Here is an 18,055-nt window from a genome sequence, read left to right as displayed (position 1 = left end):
TTATGGTGCATAACTCTACATCATCACATCAACAACTACAAGCTTCTCCTCACGATCCCCTAATAATTGCTCGTCAAGAAGAAGTCGTCCAACTTCTCAAGCAAATCATCGAACCCACCCTAAAAAATGACATCGTTAGCTTGGGAATGGTGCGAAATCTGCGTATTGTTGATGACTACGTTTACCTACGCCTTTATATCGGTTCTCGCCAGCAGCAATTAGAAGCAGAAATTAAAACAGTATTATCACTTTTATCTTGGTGCAAAAAAGCTTACATTCAAGTCTGTACCATTCCAGGGGTAAAAACCACCTTAGCAATTTCCAGCGGCAAGGGGGGAGTTGGTAAATCTACAACCGCAGTTAATTTAGCTACTGCTCTAAAAGTATCTGGTGCTAAAGTTGGTTTATTAGATGCTGATGTCTACGGCCCAAATGTTCCGCAAATGCTGGGACTGGGTAAATCTGAAGTTCAAGTTATTGATACTCCTAACGGTCAGAGATTTTTACCTTTGCAGGCTTACGGCATTAAAGTTATGTCTGTAGGACTTTTAGCAGAACCGGATCGTCCTTTAGCATGGCGTGGCCCAGTCTTACACAAAATTATTACTCAGTTTATCCACGAAGTTGAATGGGGAGAACTAGATTATTTATTAATAGATCTTCCTCCCGGTACTGGTGATGCTCAAATCACCATTGTTCAAGAAAGCCCAATTTGCGGAGTAATATTAGTCACAACTCCCCAACAAGTTGCTGTATCCGATGTGCGCCGCAATATTTACATGTTTCGCCAAGTGGGGGTTCCCGTTCTCGGCATTATTGAGAATATGAGCTATTTCATCAATAGTAGCGGCGAACAAACATCGATTTTCGGTACTGGTGGCGGTCAAAAATTGGCAGATGAACTCAAAGCACCTCTTTTAGGAGAAGTTCCCATCGATCCCCGCATTTGTAAGGGAGGGGATACAGGGGAACCCGTAATACTTGCTGACCCTCACTCAACAACAAGCCAGGTATTTGTCCAAATTGCCGCAGCCTTAGATGCAACTTTTTTCTCTATGTTGAATGCCCAAATGGCAACATCTTCAGGAAATAGTATCAAAATTGGCGATCGCTAATCTGTGCATTCATGGTAGTATGTAAAATACACCGGTAAAACCAGCAGCTTACAGGTATATGCAATCAAATTCAATCACATCGCTACAAACAGTAAAGTGTGGCGTTGTATAAATGCTGATGATTTTACGGTGGCGTTGCATAGTTGCGGGATAATTTAACAACTTCCAAAATTCTTTCCCTACCTCAAAATCCTCCCCACTTCCCATTCCCAGGAGAGACTATGCCAGTAGAGTTTATTGGATTAGTTCGGACAAAACCTGCTTCGGAATTAAATAGTACAACAAGCACTCTGGGCGATGACATTATCGATTCGGCTTATGTTCGTGAATTTGCCCAAGCCCACGAACAAGCGGACTTTGATAAAGTATTAATTGGCTATAGTTCTAATAGCCCTGATGGTTTTACTGTAGCGAGTTTTGCCGCGGCTGCAACCGAGCGATTGGGCTTTTTGATTGCCCACCGACCAGGCTTTGTTGCACCAACTCTAGCAGCGCGCAAGGCAGCTACCCTTGACCATTTCACCAACGGTCGCATAGCAATACATATCATTACTGGTGGTAGCGATGCCGATCAACAAAAAGATGGTGACTGGTTAGATCATGATAACCGCTACCGCCGCACTGATGAATATTTAGAAATTCTCCGTCGCACCTGGACAAGTGATACTCCCTTTGATTATGAAGGCGAATTTTACCGCGTCAAGGATGCTTTCTCTGCAATCAAGCCGCTACAAAAACCCCATATCCCGCTTTACTTTGGTGGCGCATCAAGTCCAGCAGTAAAAGTGGGAGCAAAACACAGTAACGTTTACGCCTTGTGGGGTGAACCAATTGCCGCAGTCAAAGAACGCATTGCTGAAGTTCGTGCCGCCTTACCCCCCGATCGCTCTATTCGCTTTAGCGTCTCCCTGCGACCGATCCTTGGGGCTACAGAACAAGAGGCTTGGGAAAAAGCCCATAGCATCTTGGCACGGATTCAGGAGTTGCGAGGAGGGGCGAAAATAGCTCCCACAGCTAGACCCCAAGCAGTAGGGTCACAACGCCTGCTGGATTTTGCAGCCAAAAAAGAAGTTTACGATAAGCGTCTATGGACACCCATCGCCGCAGCTACAGGTGCAGCCGGGAACACCACAGCATTAGTGGGTACACCAGAACAAGTTGCAGAAGCCTTAGTTGATTACTACGATGCAGGTGTAACTACCTTGTTGATCCGGGGCTTCGATCCTTTGGAAGATGCGATCGCTTATGGTCGTGATGTCATTCCTTTGGTACGAAAAGAAGTAGCACGACGAGACCAACAAGTAGTAGCAGCCAAAAGTTAACGCAATCAGTAATTACAGCAGTTATTTTTTACATGAGGTACAAAGTCACTGGTTTTGAGGCAGGAGGCAGGAGGCAGTGTTTCGACTACGCGGTAATCGAGCGAAGTCGAGATTCAACAACCAGGCAGAAGGCAGAAGAATAATTTGATTTGTGAATCCTTGGTTCTGCACCTCATTTAGTTGGAAACTGCTGTATGTATTTACAGCTAAAAATTATACTAAATTTTAATAAATAGTACTGTTTGGAATTCTATTTAACAAACTTGTAATTAAGACTTTTAATCCAAAATTGGTGAAATTACAGACGCCTTGAACTAGCAACTTGAGTTACAACGTCATTTCAATCTTAAATATCCCTAACTATATACTCGCTAAACTGCTAAAACATTCTTAGTATTTGGTGAGTTTCTTTGTTTTCAGAACAGGATTTACAAACCAAAGTCGAAACTATATTCTTCTCTTACCAGAATCAAAACTAAATAATCTAAATTTTGTGTAGTTAACAGGTAAATCACAATGATTAGTGGGATTTTTGAAAATTGTGTTGGCTCAAAGGATATTGAAGCTACCCTAAAATATTGGAATGAATTCGGCTATGCGGAGGTTAAAAGAGGAGAATTTTCCGCAGAACAGGCAAAATTACTCTACGGTCATGCCTCAGATTTAACATCACTGCGACTGCAAAATGGCAACTCATCAGATCATGGATTGGTGCGGGTAATGTGGTGGAAACAACCGCGCAATGAAGGTTTAGGCGATACCTTACCAGTGGTGGAGGGTAGCCGCTGGTTTGCTTCTTTGACTCAAGATATTTATGCGATCGCCGATGCTTTTGCTGACGACAAAGCCAACGGGGGAGACTGGATTTATACTGAACCAGTACGCGGCATTGAATTTGTTGGGAATGTGGGGACGGGATTATATAACCGTTTTGTTGGTGTCAGGGAAATGTTTGTAATTGGCAAGGAGACACGACAGGCATTTTTCCAGCGATATAACTATGACCGCCCTGGTTACGGTACTATTAATCGTGATTCTGGGCTATTAGTCAGTGAAGGAACTCACTCAAGTTTTATTACTTCTGACCACAGCCTCACCTCATTTTACACAGAAGTTTTCGGACTTGTGCCATCAGAAAATAACCCCAAGTTATCTGGTTATAAAAATCCCTCAACTCGCCAGATTTTGATGCTTGATGAAGGGCAAGAATTTTATCTTTCGGTTTTCGCTTCACCAAAGACCAATGTAGGAGTTTTTCAAGTTTATAGCCCACTTTATCCTACCAGCGATCGCCGCGAATACGCTCAACCAGGTTCTTTGGGCATAAGCCTTTTCACTTATCAAGTTGAGGATATTGGGGCTTTTCATCAACGTGCGATCGCCAGTAACGCTACTAACGTTACACCCATCGTCCCTAACGAATTTGGCGAACCTTCTTTTGGATTAATTGCACCCGATGGTATGTACTGGGTAATCATTGGCTAGTCTAGGGACTGGGGGCTGAGAATTGGGGAGGTAGCGACATAAATTCGATCTAAAAATATTTATTTAACGTTGAGTCTGCCATCTCCCAAATCAGCCTGCTCAAATTCAGCAGTTTTAGGCAAATTAATCTCAACATTTGATAGAGTATCAATCTCTACTTTAGCATTTTGAAACTGCCCATCTAAAATATGTCCTCCAGTTTTCCGATTTGCAGTTAAAAAATGAAAATGATACCCCTTAACATTCACTCCTTCCATATATTTAGGTGTACGAAATCCTACTAAAGTACCATTTACATTCCTTAACTCGAAAACTGATTGTCCTTTAAGGGCATCCGCCAAAGGACGGTAGGGCGGGGTTTGTTTAGGAACGCTTCTAAATTTTAGATAAGGAAAATTACCTTGAATACGAATTGCATAAGGATAATTTTTAGTGGTTAAGTTCACATCCAAAAATTCCTGCAATTGCTGATAATTCATCTGTCTTTCTAGGTTAATTAATTTTTCTGGTTTAAAAAAGGTCACCGTCGCAAAAGGACTTACAATTGCATCAGGAATGATAGAGGCAACACCGTCAGCTTTAACCTGGTAAAACTTACCATCTAATCCAATCATTTCTCCGTCAAGATAATTGACAGTACCCAAACCAAAATTGCCGTATTTTTTTAACTGCTGGAAATTAGTATTACCCTCATAAATCCCTACTGATAGAGCGCTAATTGTAGATGTTTGAAATAGCGTATTTGATGATGTATACGCCTGAGTTTTTAGTGGTATCATCACGCCTAGTAAGGCAATGATGCTCAAAATAGCTATCCAGAAATAACGCTTGAGTTTCATAAGATAAAACAGAAAACAGATAAAGGGCAAAGGGCAAGGGGGAAAGGGCAAAGGGCAAGGGGGAAAAGAAATATTCTTCCTTTTACCTTTTCCCTTTTCCCTTTCCCCTTGGCGAAGCCATCTCCCTCATCCCCTGGTCTTGGGATAATTGTCGTTCCTCAACAGACATGATATGATGCTTACTCACTGTGTATTAATTAGACTTCTTGCATAAGTCGGGTAAAGGGTAAGGGTTAAAGGGAAAAGGGATAGAATTTTCCTTTCCCCTTTAACCTTTTCCCCTTTCCCGACCTCTTGCAAAAGGCACTTTTGCAAGAGGTCTATTGTACAAGTGGCTTTTTTTTGAACAGATACTAAGGATGCAAACTTTCTGTTAATCTAACATTAAGCAAAATTAACTATTGCTTGGGGTTTGTGGAGCACAAGCCTAGCAGAGCTTTATCAAAAACATTCTGAGGACTTTGTATAAGTCTTCCGAATTCCTCATGTTGCTGATAACAAGAGGATAAAATTGCTGTCTTTTTTATTGGGAAGACTATAAAGGCGTTGAGTAATTAGCGAATTCAGTAAAGAATTAAACGCTTAATCATGGATTGATAATGTGCCCATATCAATCCCGTATTAATTCTGTCAACACATGGTTACAAACATTTTCAAACAGGGAAAAGCTGATGTTACCAAGTAATAGAAAAAATTTTCCAAAAGACAAATTTAAATTTCTGTCTTTTGAACTTCCACCTGCGCTTAAATCTCCGAATGTTGCTTGTTTTGTTATTGGGGAGAGCTTATCGTTTTTTGGCTCTTGGATGACACAAATTGCTTTAGTATGGTTAGTTTATCAATTAACTAATTCAGCTATTTTAGTAGGTATAGCTGGATTCACAAATCAAGCTATGGGCTTGGTTATTACACCTATAGTAGGAGTACTATTAGATCGGTGGAACTTACGATATGTTTTACTAACTACGCAGCTAACATCTATTGTTTTATCTTCTACACTAACGTTTTTAACTCTTAGCGATCGCATCAATGTCACCTGGATTATTATTATTGGTACGCTTCAAGGAACAGTCAAAGCTTTTGACTTACCAGCACGTCAGGTAATTATTCCCAGACTGGTAGATAAAAAAGCAGATATTTACAGCGCTATGGCCTTCCATTCCTTCTTAATTAACACTGCTAAGTTTGTTAGTCCGATGATTGGGGGTTTACTGATTGCAAGTTCTGGAGCCGCTTCCTGCTTTTTGGTAGATAGTATTAGCTATTTGCCGTTCTTATCTGCTATCTTAACCATTCAAGTTAACCCTGTTCTCAGAAATTTATCAGAACGAAAAACTAAAATTTGGCAAAATCTCAAAGAAGGATTTGTTTTTTCATATGAGTTTTTGCCTATAAAATCTGTATTAGCTTTACAAATTGTCATTTGTTTTATGGCAATGACACACGTAAATTTAATGCCTATTTTTGCTAAAGAAATTTTGAATGGTGATGCTAAAACTATGGGATTTCTAATGACAGCTTCAGCACTTGGTTCTATAGTTTCAGGAATTTATCTTGTTTCCCGGAAACAAGCCATTGGGCTGGAAGATATTGTGGCGCGATCGTCCACCATTTTAGGTTTATCTTTAATCCTATTTTCCCGCATCAATAATTTGGAAATATGTCTAGTATTTATGTTTATTATAGGTATGAATACTACTTTGACTCTAGCTTCGATTAGTAATTTTTTACAACTAATTATTGTTGATGAAAATAAAAGAGGTAGAGTAACAAGTATATTTACAACAGGTTTTTTAGGAGTTCTACCTTTCGGCAATTTATTCTTTGGAGGATTGGCCGATCGCATCGGTGTAACCAATGCTTTATTATTTGGTGGTGCTTGTTGCATTGTTGGAGCATATTTCTTTAGTAGAAAACTAAGCACTATTAAAAGAATAGTACATCCAATTTATGTAGATATGGGCATAGTTACTTAATCAAAAGGAAAGGGCAAAAGACAACAGGCAATAGGTAATAGGCGATGTTAATTGCCCATTATCTGTTGCCTTTTGCCTTCACAAACAGCTTTGCTTTCAAATAAAATTCAGACTACTGCCTAAATTGTTGTCAAAACTACTTGATTTTCACAAGTGTTTGTGAGAAAGTCTGATTTAACAACTCAAAGCAACGGTAAGCCGATAGATTTACAGTACATTAGTTGTTGAACTGAAAAAAGATCGTGGTTTGAGCTGTGCGATCGCAGCAATGCTTCAACCACAGCGTATGCTATTGATTTGATGAAAACTGTAGAAGTGTAAGAGTTATGCGATCGAGCCTTGAATAGCATAACTAAATCCCCAGATTAACAGCTAAGAGTGCAAATTACTTTCCAGTAAAGTGGCTCCAAGTTTGCTCATAAATCCCTTAAAATTACTCTCTCCTTTAAGTGGTGAGTATTTCAAATACAGCAGATTTAAACTTAGTAAAACCCAGGCATAAAGTATCTTTTACTCCTAGATTCTGAATTCTGAATTCTGAGTTCTGTTGTACGTGATTTTAAGCTACTCAATAATTCACTCACGGCTGAATTTTTGTATTGTTTTCGCCAGTGGAGATATCTTCAGATGCAAATAGATCCCAATTCTGACCAAAATTTCGGTCAAGATGCTCAAACTCAAACCGAAATAGCGCAGCCTAAGCAAACCAAAGTAAGAGGCAGACGCTTCTTTTTTAGTCGTGGTAGTAGACGTTCATTTCTGGGGCGCATCGGTTTATTTACAATCGCCAGCACCGTTGGAGGAGTTTTAGGTTCAACTGTGTCTTCCAAAAAGGGAGGAAATATTGCCCAAGCCACTAATCCTTCTGGGTCTTATGGAAAATCAGGCTTCAACTATAAGAAGTTTGTTAATAAAGCTTATCAAGTGCGCGTTGAAGCAGCAAGACTCGAAAATAATATTCCCATTCCGCCGCATCCGACCAATGGTGATGAGGAGCGATATGCCAACAAAATCGGCTCCGACAGTAGGGGACTACCCCACGATGCACGGGGCGAAGTTAAATTGGAAGCTTACAACTCTTTAACTAAAGCACTGACAACGCAAAACCCAGATGATTTTGAAAAAATTATCTTGGGTGACACCAGAAAACTAGTCAATCCTCAAGGTCCTCTAGCAATCAGCTTAGAAGGCATCAATGCAGCCCAGATAGCAGTACCACCACCACCGGCACTATTTAGCGCACAAAGGGCTGCTGAAGCTGTTGAACTCTACTGGCAAGCCTTACTACGTGATGTACCTTATTCCAAGTTTCAAAACAATACAGACGACCCAAAAGTTTTGGCAGCTGTCGCAGACCTGAACAAACTCTCGGCGTTCCGAGGCCCAAAACAAAACGGCCTTGTGACTCCTCAAACTTTATTTCGTGGTAGCGTCAACTATGTCAAACCCAATGATAGCTCTGGTGAGAATGTAAAATATGTAACTCCCCCAGGAGTACTAGACGGCCCTTACATCTCACAATTTCTCCTGCGGACTATTGTTTGGGGAACCCAGTCTGTTTCGCCACTAATTCGTACTGCTCTTCCTGGTAACGACTTCCTCATCGATTTCAATGAATGGCTGACTGTCCAAAATGGAGGGAGTTCAGGCAAGTCAATTAACTACGATCCCATCAATCGTTACATAGTCACGGTTCGCGATTTAGGTGAGTATGCTCATATTGGTGGGCCTACCTACTTGGGAGCCTCCTTAATTCTTGGTAGTATCGGCGCACCATTGAATCCAAACAATCCCTACGTTAATTCCAAAACCCAAGTTGGTTCTGCTGCTACCTTTGCCGTCGGACAGTTACAAGCCTTGCTCAACTTGGGTACTTCGCGTGCCATTAGAGCATCATACTGGCAGAAATATTATGTACACCGCATTCTGCGTCCAGAAGCATATGGTGGACTAGTTTACAACAATATTGTAAATAAAACTCAGTATCCGATTCATCCTGAAGTCTTAAATTCGGAAGCTTTAGCTTCGACCTTCAAAACCTTCGGTACTTATCTGTTACCTCAAGCATATCCAGAAGCTGCACCACTCCATTCTTCCTATACGGGTGGTGCTGCGGCTACTGCTGGTGTCAATGTCACACTCTTAAAAGCATTCTTTGACGAAAACTATGTTATACCCAACCCAGTCATACCTGACCCCAACGACCCCACAAAAGTAATTCCCTACAGCGGCCCGCCTCTGACTGTAGGTGGTGAGTTAAATAAACTAGCAACTAACTATGCTATTGGTCGCGGTAATGGCGGTATTCATTGGCGTTCGGATGGTTCAGCTGCCTTAGCTTTGGGAGAAGAGGTTGCTATTAGCCTCCTTAGGGATGAAAGACTAGGTTACAACGAACGATTTAGCGGATTCACCTTTACTAAATTTGACGGTACGAAAGTCACAGTGTAAGAAATTAACACAGACTAAACTTACAGCACAGTAATACATATAGGTATTGGGGATACAAATATTTTCCCCAACTGCTTGATTGTTCTACTTTTCTGTGATAATTTTCCTTTTACGTACTAAAAAACTACGGTAAATGGATAGATTTATCGTAGTTTTAGATATCATTGACCTAGTTGCAGAAATTGAAAGTTAAGAAAGAACAAGTAACCTATCAAGTCGATCTATTACAAACGCTAAATTGGAACCAACGATCTAGAAATTAACCTCTAAGCCAGGGCAACCTTATGAGCAAAATACGTGCTGTGATTGTTGACCCCAATGTGCCAGGGCGTTTGGCACTCAGTGAAGTGACTGCACCACAGCCGGCTTCAGATGAAGCTTTAGTGCGGGTAGCAGCGATTTCGTTGAATCGGGGGGAGGTGAAACGTTCAACCACTGCTGAAGCTGGTTGGCAACCTGGTTGGGACTTGGCTGGTGTCATCGAAACTCCTGCCATTGATGGGTCGGGGCCTCCCCAAGGAGCGCGTGTAGTTGGCTTACGCCGCAGCGGTGCTTGGGCAGAACTTGTGTCTGTTCCCACCAATGCCCTAGCAGAAGTACCGCCATCAGTATCCTTTGCGGAAGCTGCCACCTTGCCTGTAGCAGGTTTAACTGCCTATCATGCTGTGCTAAAAGGCGGGTCACTCTTAGGTAGGCCTGTTTTGGTTACAGGTGCATCAGGAGGTGTTGGTTACTTTGCTATCCAACTGGCACGACTATCAGGGGCGCAAGTCGTGGCACACATTCGTCAAGCGGGGTATGAGACTTTAGTCACAAAAGCAGGGGCACAGTCGGTGGTAATTGGTGAAGACCTATCACCAGCAAGGGAATATGGCCCCTATCATCTGATTATAGAGTCAGTGGGCGGTAAGACTTTGGGTATAGCCCTTGGCTTATTGGCTCAGGATGGAAAAACTGTGCTGTATGGAGTCTCTGGGGGAGCAGAAGTGACCTTCAACGCTGCTCAGTTTTTTGGAACTGGTGGCGTGAGTTTGTATGGTTTACGTCTGTTCGATGAACTGAGATTTGAATCAGCAGCAGTGGGTCTAAAAAGGCTTTTGAGTTTAGTAGAAGCAGGTCAGTTGCGTCCTCACATTGATTTAGAAGTTTCTTGGACAGAAATAGCTGATGTAGCCCAAAAATTACTCGATAGGAGTTTTCCTGGTAAGGCTGTATTGCACATTTCCAATTGAGTATTACTGAATAATTCGTAATTCGTAATTAATACCCTTATTAAACAAATAAATTTATTGTTTAAATTGCATGATTTAAAGTGTTGGATGAAATTATGAATTACGAATTAATAAGTACGAATTTTACTCAATTTTGGTTAAAGATAGACCAGCTTGTAACTGACAGTAACCTCAAAATAGATCGTCCAAAAGGCACATCGCATCCACGCTATCCATCTTTGATTTATCCCTTGGATTATGGATATTTGGAAGATACTCAGTCTGGAGATAAAGCTGAGATAGATGTCTGGCTAGGAAGCTTGCCTAGCAAAGCAGTCACAGCATTGATTTGTAGTGTTGACTTAGAAAAGCGAGATACAGAAATCAAGATACTTATAGGTTGTACATCTGAGGAAAGTCGAGAAATTTTAAACATACAGAATATAGGTTCTCAATCAGCAATATTATTGTTTCGGAATGAGGTCGTTTAAGTTGGAGAGATAATTGATTCATGAAAAAATACTCTTTCCGAGCAAAATTTAAATTTTAAAAATGATTGTGATAGATGGATTTACCAAACCCAAATTTAGTAACGCCATCTTCAATCCAAAATCTAAAATGGTATGACTTTGTATGAGCTTAGAACTAAAACTATCAGGTAAAACAGCGATTGTTACAGGAGGAAGTGCGGGAATTGGCTTAGCGATCGCCAAAGCTTTGTATAGTGAAGGTGTGAATGTAGCGATCGCCGCTCGTAACCCAGAACGACTAGAAAATGCGGTCAGTGCCATCCAGTCTTTACCCACTCCTGGGGCGAAAGTCATCTCCATCAGTGCCGACTTGACTCAGGCCGAAGATGTTGAGAAAGTTGTGTCAACAACTCTGACACAGTTTGGTCAGATTGATATTTTGATCAATAATGCTGGTTCAGCTCGTGCCGGCTCGTTCCTCGAACTTACTGACGATGTTTTGTTGGATGCTTGGAACTTAAAACTATTGGGCTATATTCGCTTAGTCAGAGCCGTTGTACCCCATCAAAAAAATCGAGGTGATGGACGCATAGTCAACATCATCGGTGGTGCAGGACGGACACCTCGTCCTGGCTTTGTTCCTGGTGGTACAACCAACGCCGCGCTACTCAACTTTACTAGAGGAATTTCTAAAGAGTTAGCCCAATACAATATCCGAATCAATGCCATTTCGCCTGGTGCTACCGCCACAGAACGAGCCGAGAGTTTGGCACAACAAAATGCCCAAGCCCGTGGCATCACCGTAGAACAAGCCAAGGCAGAAACCATTCAAAACATTCCTCTAAAAAGAATTGCTCAGCCAGAAGAAATAGCATCCTTGGCGCTATTTTTAGTTTCTGACCTTGCCGCATCGATTACAGGAGCCGAAATTCTCGTTGATGGCGGTTCTACGCCTGGTGTTTAGGAAGCAGACGAGACAACTGAATAAATTCCCAATGCCCAATGCCCCATACTTCTCTACGAGAGGCTGCGCCAACGGCTACGCTCAGGACAAGCTCAGTACAAGTGCCCAATGCCCTTTAATAACTTTTCAGGAGAAACAAAAACATGACTTCCCAACACTTTGACATCAAACCAGTTGCTGGACGTATCGGTGCCGAAATCATTGGCCTGAATCTGAGTAATAACCTCAGCGACGAAGTTATCAGCGATATTCGCAAGACTTTAGTTGAATACAAAGTAATTTTCTTTCGCGGTCAACATCAACTCGATGCTAATGGACAGGTAGCTTTTGCTCGACGCTTCGGTGAAGTCACTACAGCTCATCCTACTGTTCCCTCACTTCCAGAACACCCAGAAGTCCTCGATTTGAATTACAGCAAAACTACTTCTCGTGCTAACAGTTGGCACACTGATGTAACATTTGTAGACCGTCCTCCCCTTGGCTCTATCTTGCGGGCACTAGTTATTCCTCCAGTTGGAGGCGATACTATTTGGGCAAACTCTGTGACTGCGTACCAAGATTTACCAAACCATCTGCGTAGTCTTGCGGATGAACTTTGGGCAGTACATAGCAACGCCTATGACTATGCAACTGGATTTGACCTTCCTGAAGATGTGAAGGCTCAACGGGCTATTTTCACCTCGACGGTATATGAGACGCTTCACCCAGTAGTACGGGTTCATCCTGAATCTGGGGAACGTGGGTTATTTATTGGTGGCTTTGTTCGCCAGTTTCGCGGTCTATCAACAACCGAATCGGACGATATTTTAAGACTGTTCCAAGCTTACGTAACCCGTCCCGAAAATACAGTGCGTTGGCGTTGGCAAGTTGGCGATGTGGCATTCTGGGACAACCGCGCTACTCAACACTATGCAGTTGCTGATTACGGTAACCAAGCCCGCCACGTTCAGCGAGTAACAATCGTTGGTGATACTCCAGTTGGTATTGATGGTAAACAAAGTCAAGCCATTAAGGGTGACTCTTCTGCATATAACCGGCGCGAGGCAGTCGCGGTTTAAGGGGGAGAGGAGGAGATGGGGAGATGGGGAGATGGGGAGATGGAGAGACGCGGGGACGCGGAGAATAACTAATGCCCCATGCCCCATGCCCAATGCCCCATGCCCAACTTGAAAAAGTATAAGTAAATTTTCGTAGAAATAAAAAATGAGTCAGAAAAAACAACTTAAACTAGGTGCATTTCTACCAGGTTCAGGTCATCACGTAGCGGCTTGGCGACACCCCAACTCTCAAGCTGACGGAGGCTTGAATTTTCAGCATTACAAGCGGCTGGCACAGACAGCTGAACGCGGTAAATTTGATATGCTCTTTCTTGCAGACGGTTTAGCTGTTTGGGATCAAGGAAAAGGAAGAGAAGCTTTTAGTCGTTCGGGACAATTTAGCGTCCACTTTGAACCGCTAACTTTATTATCGGCACTATCTGTAGTTACAGAGCATATCGGGTTGGTGGCAACGGCATCAACCACTTATGACGAACCCTTCCACCTCGCTCGCAAGTTTGCTTCACTAGATTACTTGAGTGGTGGGCGTGCTGGATGGAATGTTGTCACTTCGTCTGCTGAAGCCGCAGCGAAAAACTTCAGCCGAGAAGAACATTTAGAACACGCACTGCGTTATGAACGGGCGAGGGAATTTTTAGAAGTTACTTCCAAGCTTTGGGACAGTTGGGAAGATGACGCCTTTTTACGCGACAAAGAATCAGGTATTTACTTCGACCCTGACAAGCTACACATTCCCAATCATAAAGGTAAACATTTCTCAGTGCGCGGCCCGTTGAATGTAGCCCGCCCCATTCAAGGGCATCCAGTGATTGTACAAGCTGGTTCTTCCGAGGCTGGGCAAGACTTAGCGGCACAAACAGCAGAGGCAATTTTTACTGCCCAGCAAACTCTTGCTGAAGCCCAGAATTTTTATTCTAGTGTCAAAGGTAGACTGAGCAAATACGGGCGATCGCCTGACCATCTGAAGATTATGCCTGGTGTATTTCCGGTAATTGGTAGAACTGAGGAGGAAGCCAAAGAGAAGTACCAGCAACTTCAAGAGTTGATTCATCCGTCAGTTGGATTAGGACTACTTTCAGGACTTATAGGCGGACACGATTTATCGAAATACCCCTTGGACGGGCCACTGCCAGATTTGCCAGATACCAACGGTGGCAAAAGTCGCTTGCAATTGATAACTGACCTCGCCCGCAGAGAGAATTTAACAATTAGGCAACTGTATTTGTGGATTGCTGGGGCACGGGGACATCGCACAATTTTGGGAACACCAGAGCAAATTGCTGACCAGCTTGAAGACTGGTTTGTTAACGATGGTGCTGATGGATTCAACATTATGCCGCCTTGGCTACCTGGTGGTTTGGATGAATTTGTCGATTTGGTCATTCCAGAATTGCAACGTCGGGGTTTATTCCGCACTGAATATGAAGGGCGTACCCTGCGCGAGAATCTTGGTTTACCTCGTCCTGTGAATCAGTTCAGTAAAGTTGCATCTCCTGAACTCGCTGCTGCTTCGAGATAATTTCACTCAGATAGCTTTACTTTAAAAATGGCGATCGCACTTTTTCATGAAACTCTTTTATACACCTAACTCTCCCTACGCACGCATAGCACGGGTAACTGCGCTAGAACTGAATCTGGGCGATCGCATTGAAATGCAGAAAGTCACTGTCCGAGATCCAAACAGCGACTTACTGCATTACAACCCTACAGGTAAAGTGCCAACTCTAGCGACTGATGACGGATTTATTTTGTAGACTTTTAACTTTTTTACTTTTGCTTTTTATCTGTGAGGTCTAGTACTTTGTTATGAAACTTTTTTACACACAAAGATCCCAATACGCTCGTATAGTTAGGGTTGCAATCATTGAGCTAAATTTAACTGACCGAGTGGAACTGCAAGAAGTTACCGTGCGCGATCCCAATAGCGAATTACTTAATTACAATCCCACAGGTAAAGTGCCAACTCTAGCGACTGATGACGGATTCATCTTGAGTGAAACGCGAATCATCGTCAGTTATTTGAATCGCTTAAATCCGGAAATCAAAATAGTTGCTGATGATTCTGATGGATTTTCACAGCAGCTTGAAGGAATCGCAACTGCATTTATCGATGGTATTAGTATTTGGGCACGGGAGCGGCTATTCCGTGCTGAAAGCGAGCAATCACCAAAGATAATTGAGTTAGAGCGATCGCGTGCTTTGCGAATTCTAGACTACTTCGAGAAGATTTCCGAAAAACTCGACCAAACTCCTAAGCTGGCTCATATTACCCTCGCCTCTGCACTTGGATTGGAAATTCGTCTGCCCGAATTGCAATGGCGACAGAAGTATCCCAAACTTGCTCAATGGTATGATGAATTTTCTGGGCGGCCGTCCCTACAATTGACGAGACCAGAGTCCTAAAAACTCAAATCTCGTCTGGTCTGTCAGTCCAGTGGTTTGGGCAATACAATCGGGTTTCAAAAAACCTTTTTTGCGTGTTAGGCATCCTGACAGTTCTTTTATCGTCCTTTGTTTTGGCGTTTCACAACATTACCGTGCGAGTTTTGTTTTCAGAACATCTCGTACTCAATTTATATTTACTTGGTGGATACGTTAAACCGGATTTGCAGAATTCATTCTTGTTGATGTTCATGCGAATGCTACTCGTAGTTCCACTCATGGCATCTCTGTCATTCAAGCTGTATCCATCTGCTTTTATAGAATTACGAGAGTTGTTCACTCGCCAAAATCGGAATGTCCTGATTCAAGCCTTTAGCTGTGGAGTGCTGATGTTTGTCTACATTGCCTTAATCTACATTGCTATTGGCTTAATTCCCACTGGAATTGCTACAACCCTTTTCTTCACCTATCCCGTATTTACGGCGTTGCTATCTTGGAAGTTTTTTGGTCAACGCCCTACATTCTTGCGTTGGTTGGTGATGGGGATCATTTTGATAGGTTGCGTTCTTGTTATTCCACAATCTTCTGGAACTCACAGCAATCATATCATCATGGTTGGCATTTTGGCCAGTGTTAGTTCTGGCGTTGTTTATGCCTTCTATAACGTCATCGCCCAAAAATGTTTAGAAAAATTTCATCCAGTTCCCTTCACTTGGATCAGCTTTGCTTCCACCCTGGTACTCTCTGGTGTTAGCTTACTGTTCTGGCCAGTTCCTACTGCTCAACTTGACTGGACACCTCTATGGATTGGTAGTATTTTTTCGGGTTTAGTTAGCTTTATCGGACACATTTTGAACAATTTAGGAATTCGGATGATTGGTGCAACTACCGCATCAATAATCGGCTCTAGCAGTCCAGCTTTAACGGCGATAGTAGCCTGGGGAACTATTAGCGAAACTTTAAACTTGACTCAAATTATGGGGATTGGGGTTGTCACGTTTGGGATTGCTTTACTTAGTGGAGAAAGCTTTTTTCAATCGCTCAAAATTAGGAGGAATGAGAACTAGGATTGGGGATTATAAAAAGTTAATTGAGGTAAACAAACTTTTGTTTTTAAACGCAGAGGGCGCAGAGTCAAACGCAGAGTTACGCAGAGGTTTGCCCAGCAAATATGATTTTTAATACTATTCTTTTCGATTTAGATGGAACATTGACAGATCCTAAGCCTGGTATTAATCGCTGTATTCAGTATGCTTTATCTGAACTCGGCTATATACCACCTGATGCTGAGCAATTACATTGGTGTATTGGGCCTCCAATCAAACATAGTTTTTCGCAACTACTTAAAACTTCAGATAATGCATTAGTTGAGAGGGCAGTTTCACTTTATCGGAGTCGCTTTTCCACAATTGGATTATTTGAAAATTCACTTTATCCACTGATTACAGAAACTTTAAAGTCGATTCGTGTTGCTGGCTATAAAACTTTTGTTGCCACTTCCAAACCACATATTTACGCCAGACGGATTATTGAATATTTTTCTTTATCCTTGCTTTTTGATGGCATTTATGGTAGCGAATTGGATGGCACTCGGAGTGCAAAAGCTGATTTGATTTCTCACATTTTACTCACAGAAAACCTTTCGCCTTCTAGTGTTGTAATGGTTGGCGATAACTTCGTTAAGCTTCGCTAACGCCAACACGACATGATTGGAGCCAAGCGCAATCATATTGCTGCAATTGGTGTCACCTACGGCTATGGAACTGAGGAAGAATTAAAAACTCATGGTGCTGATTTTATAGCTCATTGCCCAGAAAATATTCCAAGACTTGTAATTCCTAATTTCTAATTTACCACTCAAAATAATGCCGCCATCTTTAACGTTTCTCCATAGCTTACTTTTGTTCAGCACCGCTTTTATTGCAGGCGGACTGAATGCTGTAGCAGGTGGTGGAAGCTTTATTACTTTTCCAGCACTGATATTTACAGGTGTGCCACCCATCGCGGCTAATGCTACAAATAATACTGCTATTTGGGTAGCATCTTTAGCCAGTGCCGGAGCCTACCGGAAAGATTTAGGCATCAAACGAGAAGTTTTCTTGCTTTTATGTGGTGTTAGTTTTATTGGTGGAATCATTGGCTCTGTGGCTTTATTATATACATCGTCAGATGTGTTTAAAAAGCTGATTCCCTATTTACTACTGCTGGCAACATTAGTATTTACCTTTGGCGATTATCTAAGAGGTTGGTTGCAACTTCAAAGTCAAAAATCATCACCGGACTCTGTACCTTTATTTAATTTAGTGCTAGCTCAATTAGCGATCGCAATTTATGGCGGTTTCTTCGGAGCAGGTCTAGGAATATTAATGCTGGCAACTTTATCATTTTTAGGCATCAAAAGTATTCATACGATGAATGCCTTTAAAACATTTTTAGGCAGTTGTATCAATGGAATAGCAATTATTCCCTTTATTTTTGCTGGTGTAATTGCTTGGCATCAAGCGATTTTAATGGCAGTAGGTGGTTCTTTAGGCGGTTATTTAAGCGCTCACTATGCCCGTAAACTTGAACCCCAACTAATTCGGAAATTTGTTTTGGTTGTTGCCTTCAGCATGACCATCTACTTTTTTATTCGTGGCTAGGGAGTGGGGGAGATGGGGAGATAGGGAAGTGTGGGGAGTGTGGGGAGTGTGGGGGGAAAGATTTCTTCCCCATCCTCCCACACCTCCCACCCCTCCCACACTTCCTGCTTGCCCAATGCCCCATGCCTAATCCCCAATCT

At 42.3% G+C, this 18,055-nt stretch carries 19 protein-coding genes; 16 read left to right on the top strand and 3 right to left on the bottom strand.

What is annotated here, in order from left to right:
* The first annotated feature begins 2 nt into the window (after window positions 1-2).
* From H6H03_RS19170 to H6H03_RS19160, 3 genes are all read left to right on the top strand, one after another.
* Window positions 3-1,115, top strand: coding sequence for an Mrp/NBP35 family ATP-binding protein (locus H6H03_RS19170; RefSeq protein WP_190956684.1), 1,113 nt, complete (start codon window positions 3-5; stop codon window positions 1,113-1,115).
* 221 nt (window positions 1,116-1,336) lie between these two features.
* Entirely contained in the window at window positions 1,337-2,437 is a 1,101-nt protein-coding gene (locus H6H03_RS19165) for an LLM class flavin-dependent oxidoreductase (RefSeq protein ID WP_190956683.1), read from the top strand.
* Between the two features lie 516 nt (window positions 2,438-2,953).
* The gene (locus tag H6H03_RS19160) at window positions 2,954-3,922 is read left to right on the top strand and encodes a VOC family protein (protein WP_190956682.1); all 969 of its coding nucleotides are present in this window, start codon (window positions 2,954-2,956) and stop codon (window positions 3,920-3,922) included.
* A gap of 59 nt (window positions 3,923-3,981) precedes the next feature.
* On the opposite strand, the gene budA is transcribed toward H6H03_RS19160, so the two are convergent.
* Window positions 3,982-4,761 carry an acetolactate decarboxylase gene (gene budA / locus H6H03_RS19155; RefSeq protein WP_190956681.1) on the bottom strand — a complete coding sequence of 260 codons (780 nt, stop codon included), beginning with the start codon at window positions 4,759-4,761 and terminating at the stop codon, window positions 3,982-3,984.
* Between the two features lie 671 nt (window positions 4,762-5,432).
* On the opposite strand from budA, the gene H6H03_RS19150 reads away from it, so the two are divergent.
* Window positions 5,433-6,737 (top strand): MFS transporter, encoded by a 1,305-nt coding sequence (locus H6H03_RS19150; protein ID WP_190956680.1) that lies wholly within the window; start codon window positions 5,433-5,435, stop codon window positions 6,735-6,737.
* A gap of 182 nt (window positions 6,738-6,919) precedes the next feature.
* Here the strand turns inward: H6H03_RS19150 and H6H03_RS19145 are convergent, their stop codons facing one another.
* A complete protein-coding gene (locus H6H03_RS19145) occupies window positions 6,920-7,087 on the bottom strand; it encodes a hypothetical protein (RefSeq protein ID WP_190956679.1) in 168 nt (55 codons plus the stop codon).
* Window positions 7,088-7,364: 277 nt separating this feature from the next.
* On the opposite strand from H6H03_RS19145, the gene H6H03_RS19140 reads away from it, so the two are divergent.
* From H6H03_RS19140 to H6H03_RS19090, 12 genes are all read left to right on the top strand, one after another.
* Window positions 7,365-9,188 (top strand): vanadium-dependent haloperoxidase, encoded by a 1,824-nt coding sequence (locus tag H6H03_RS19140; protein ID WP_190956678.1) that lies wholly within the window; start codon window positions 7,365-7,367, stop codon window positions 9,186-9,188.
* Window positions 9,189-9,472: 284 nt separating this feature from the next.
* Window positions 9,473-10,420 carry a zinc-binding dehydrogenase gene (locus H6H03_RS19135; RefSeq protein ID WP_190956677.1) on the top strand — a complete coding sequence of 316 codons (948 nt, stop codon included), beginning with the start codon at window positions 9,473-9,475 and terminating at the stop codon, window positions 10,418-10,420.
* Window positions 10,421-10,515: 95 nt separating this feature from the next.
* A complete protein-coding gene (locus tag H6H03_RS19130) occupies window positions 10,516-10,890 on the top strand; it encodes an inorganic pyrophosphatase (RefSeq protein WP_190956676.1) in 375 nt (124 codons plus the stop codon).
* A gap of 142 nt (window positions 10,891-11,032) precedes the next feature.
* Window positions 11,033-11,833 (top strand): SDR family oxidoreductase, encoded by an 801-nt coding sequence (locus tag H6H03_RS19125; RefSeq protein WP_190956675.1) that lies wholly within the window; start codon window positions 11,033-11,035, stop codon window positions 11,831-11,833.
* Between the two features lie 143 nt (window positions 11,834-11,976).
* Window positions 11,977-12,891: a TauD/TfdA dioxygenase family protein gene (locus H6H03_RS19120; RefSeq protein ID WP_190956674.1), complete on the top strand. Its 915-nt coding sequence runs from the start codon at window positions 11,977-11,979 to the stop codon at window positions 12,889-12,891.
* 145 nt (window positions 12,892-13,036) lie between these two features.
* Window positions 13,037-14,410 carry an LLM class flavin-dependent oxidoreductase gene (locus H6H03_RS19115; protein ID WP_190956673.1) on the top strand — a complete coding sequence of 458 codons (1,374 nt, stop codon included), beginning with the start codon at window positions 13,037-13,039 and terminating at the stop codon, window positions 14,408-14,410.
* Between the two features lie 46 nt (window positions 14,411-14,456).
* Window positions 14,457-14,645: a glutathione S-transferase N-terminal domain-containing protein gene (locus H6H03_RS19110; RefSeq protein WP_242057917.1), complete on the top strand. Its 189-nt coding sequence runs from the start codon at window positions 14,457-14,459 to the stop codon at window positions 14,643-14,645.
* A gap of 52 nt (window positions 14,646-14,697) precedes the next feature.
* Window positions 14,698-15,294 carry a glutathione S-transferase family protein gene (locus H6H03_RS19105; RefSeq protein ID WP_190956672.1) on the top strand — a complete coding sequence of 199 codons (597 nt, stop codon included), beginning with the start codon at window positions 14,698-14,700 and terminating at the stop codon, window positions 15,292-15,294.
* A 74-nt stretch (window positions 15,295-15,368) separates the two neighbouring features.
* Window positions 15,369-16,340 (top strand): DMT family transporter, encoded by a 972-nt coding sequence (locus H6H03_RS19100; RefSeq protein WP_190956671.1) that lies wholly within the window; start codon window positions 15,369-15,371, stop codon window positions 16,338-16,340.
* Window positions 16,341-16,444: 104 nt separating this feature from the next.
* Window positions 16,445-16,966, top strand: a complete 522-nt coding sequence (locus H6H03_RS19095; protein WP_242057916.1) for an HAD hydrolase-like protein — start codon at window positions 16,445-16,447, stop codon at window positions 16,964-16,966.
* 12 nt (window positions 16,967-16,978) lie between these two features.
* On the top strand, window positions 16,979-17,122 hold the full coding sequence (locus H6H03_RS40405; protein WP_242057915.1) for a hypothetical protein: 144 nt from the start codon (window positions 16,979-16,981) through the stop codon (window positions 17,120-17,122).
* A 16-nt stretch (window positions 17,123-17,138) separates the two neighbouring features.
* Complete coding sequence (locus H6H03_RS19090) at window positions 17,139-17,915, top strand: sulfite exporter TauE/SafE family protein (RefSeq protein WP_190956670.1); 777 nt, start codon at window positions 17,139-17,141, stop codon at window positions 17,913-17,915.
* On the opposite strand, the gene H6H03_RS19085 is transcribed toward H6H03_RS19090, so the two are convergent.
* Window positions 17,912-18,052 (bottom strand): hypothetical protein, encoded by a 141-nt coding sequence (locus tag H6H03_RS19085; RefSeq protein WP_190956669.1) that lies wholly within the window; start codon window positions 18,050-18,052, stop codon window positions 17,912-17,914. The two genes, H6H03_RS19090 and H6H03_RS19085, sit on opposite strands and share 4 nt — an antisense overlap.
* Between the last annotated feature and the right edge of the window lie 3 nt (window positions 18,053-18,055).

It is taken from the genome of Nostoc paludosum FACHB-159 (genome assembly GCF_014698835.1).
Classification (GTDB): domain Bacteria; phylum Cyanobacteriota; class Cyanobacteriia; order Cyanobacteriales; family Nostocaceae; genus Nostoc; species Nostoc paludosum.
Note: the sequence above shows the minus strand (reverse complement) of the source record. Positions and strands in the feature narration are given on the sequence as shown.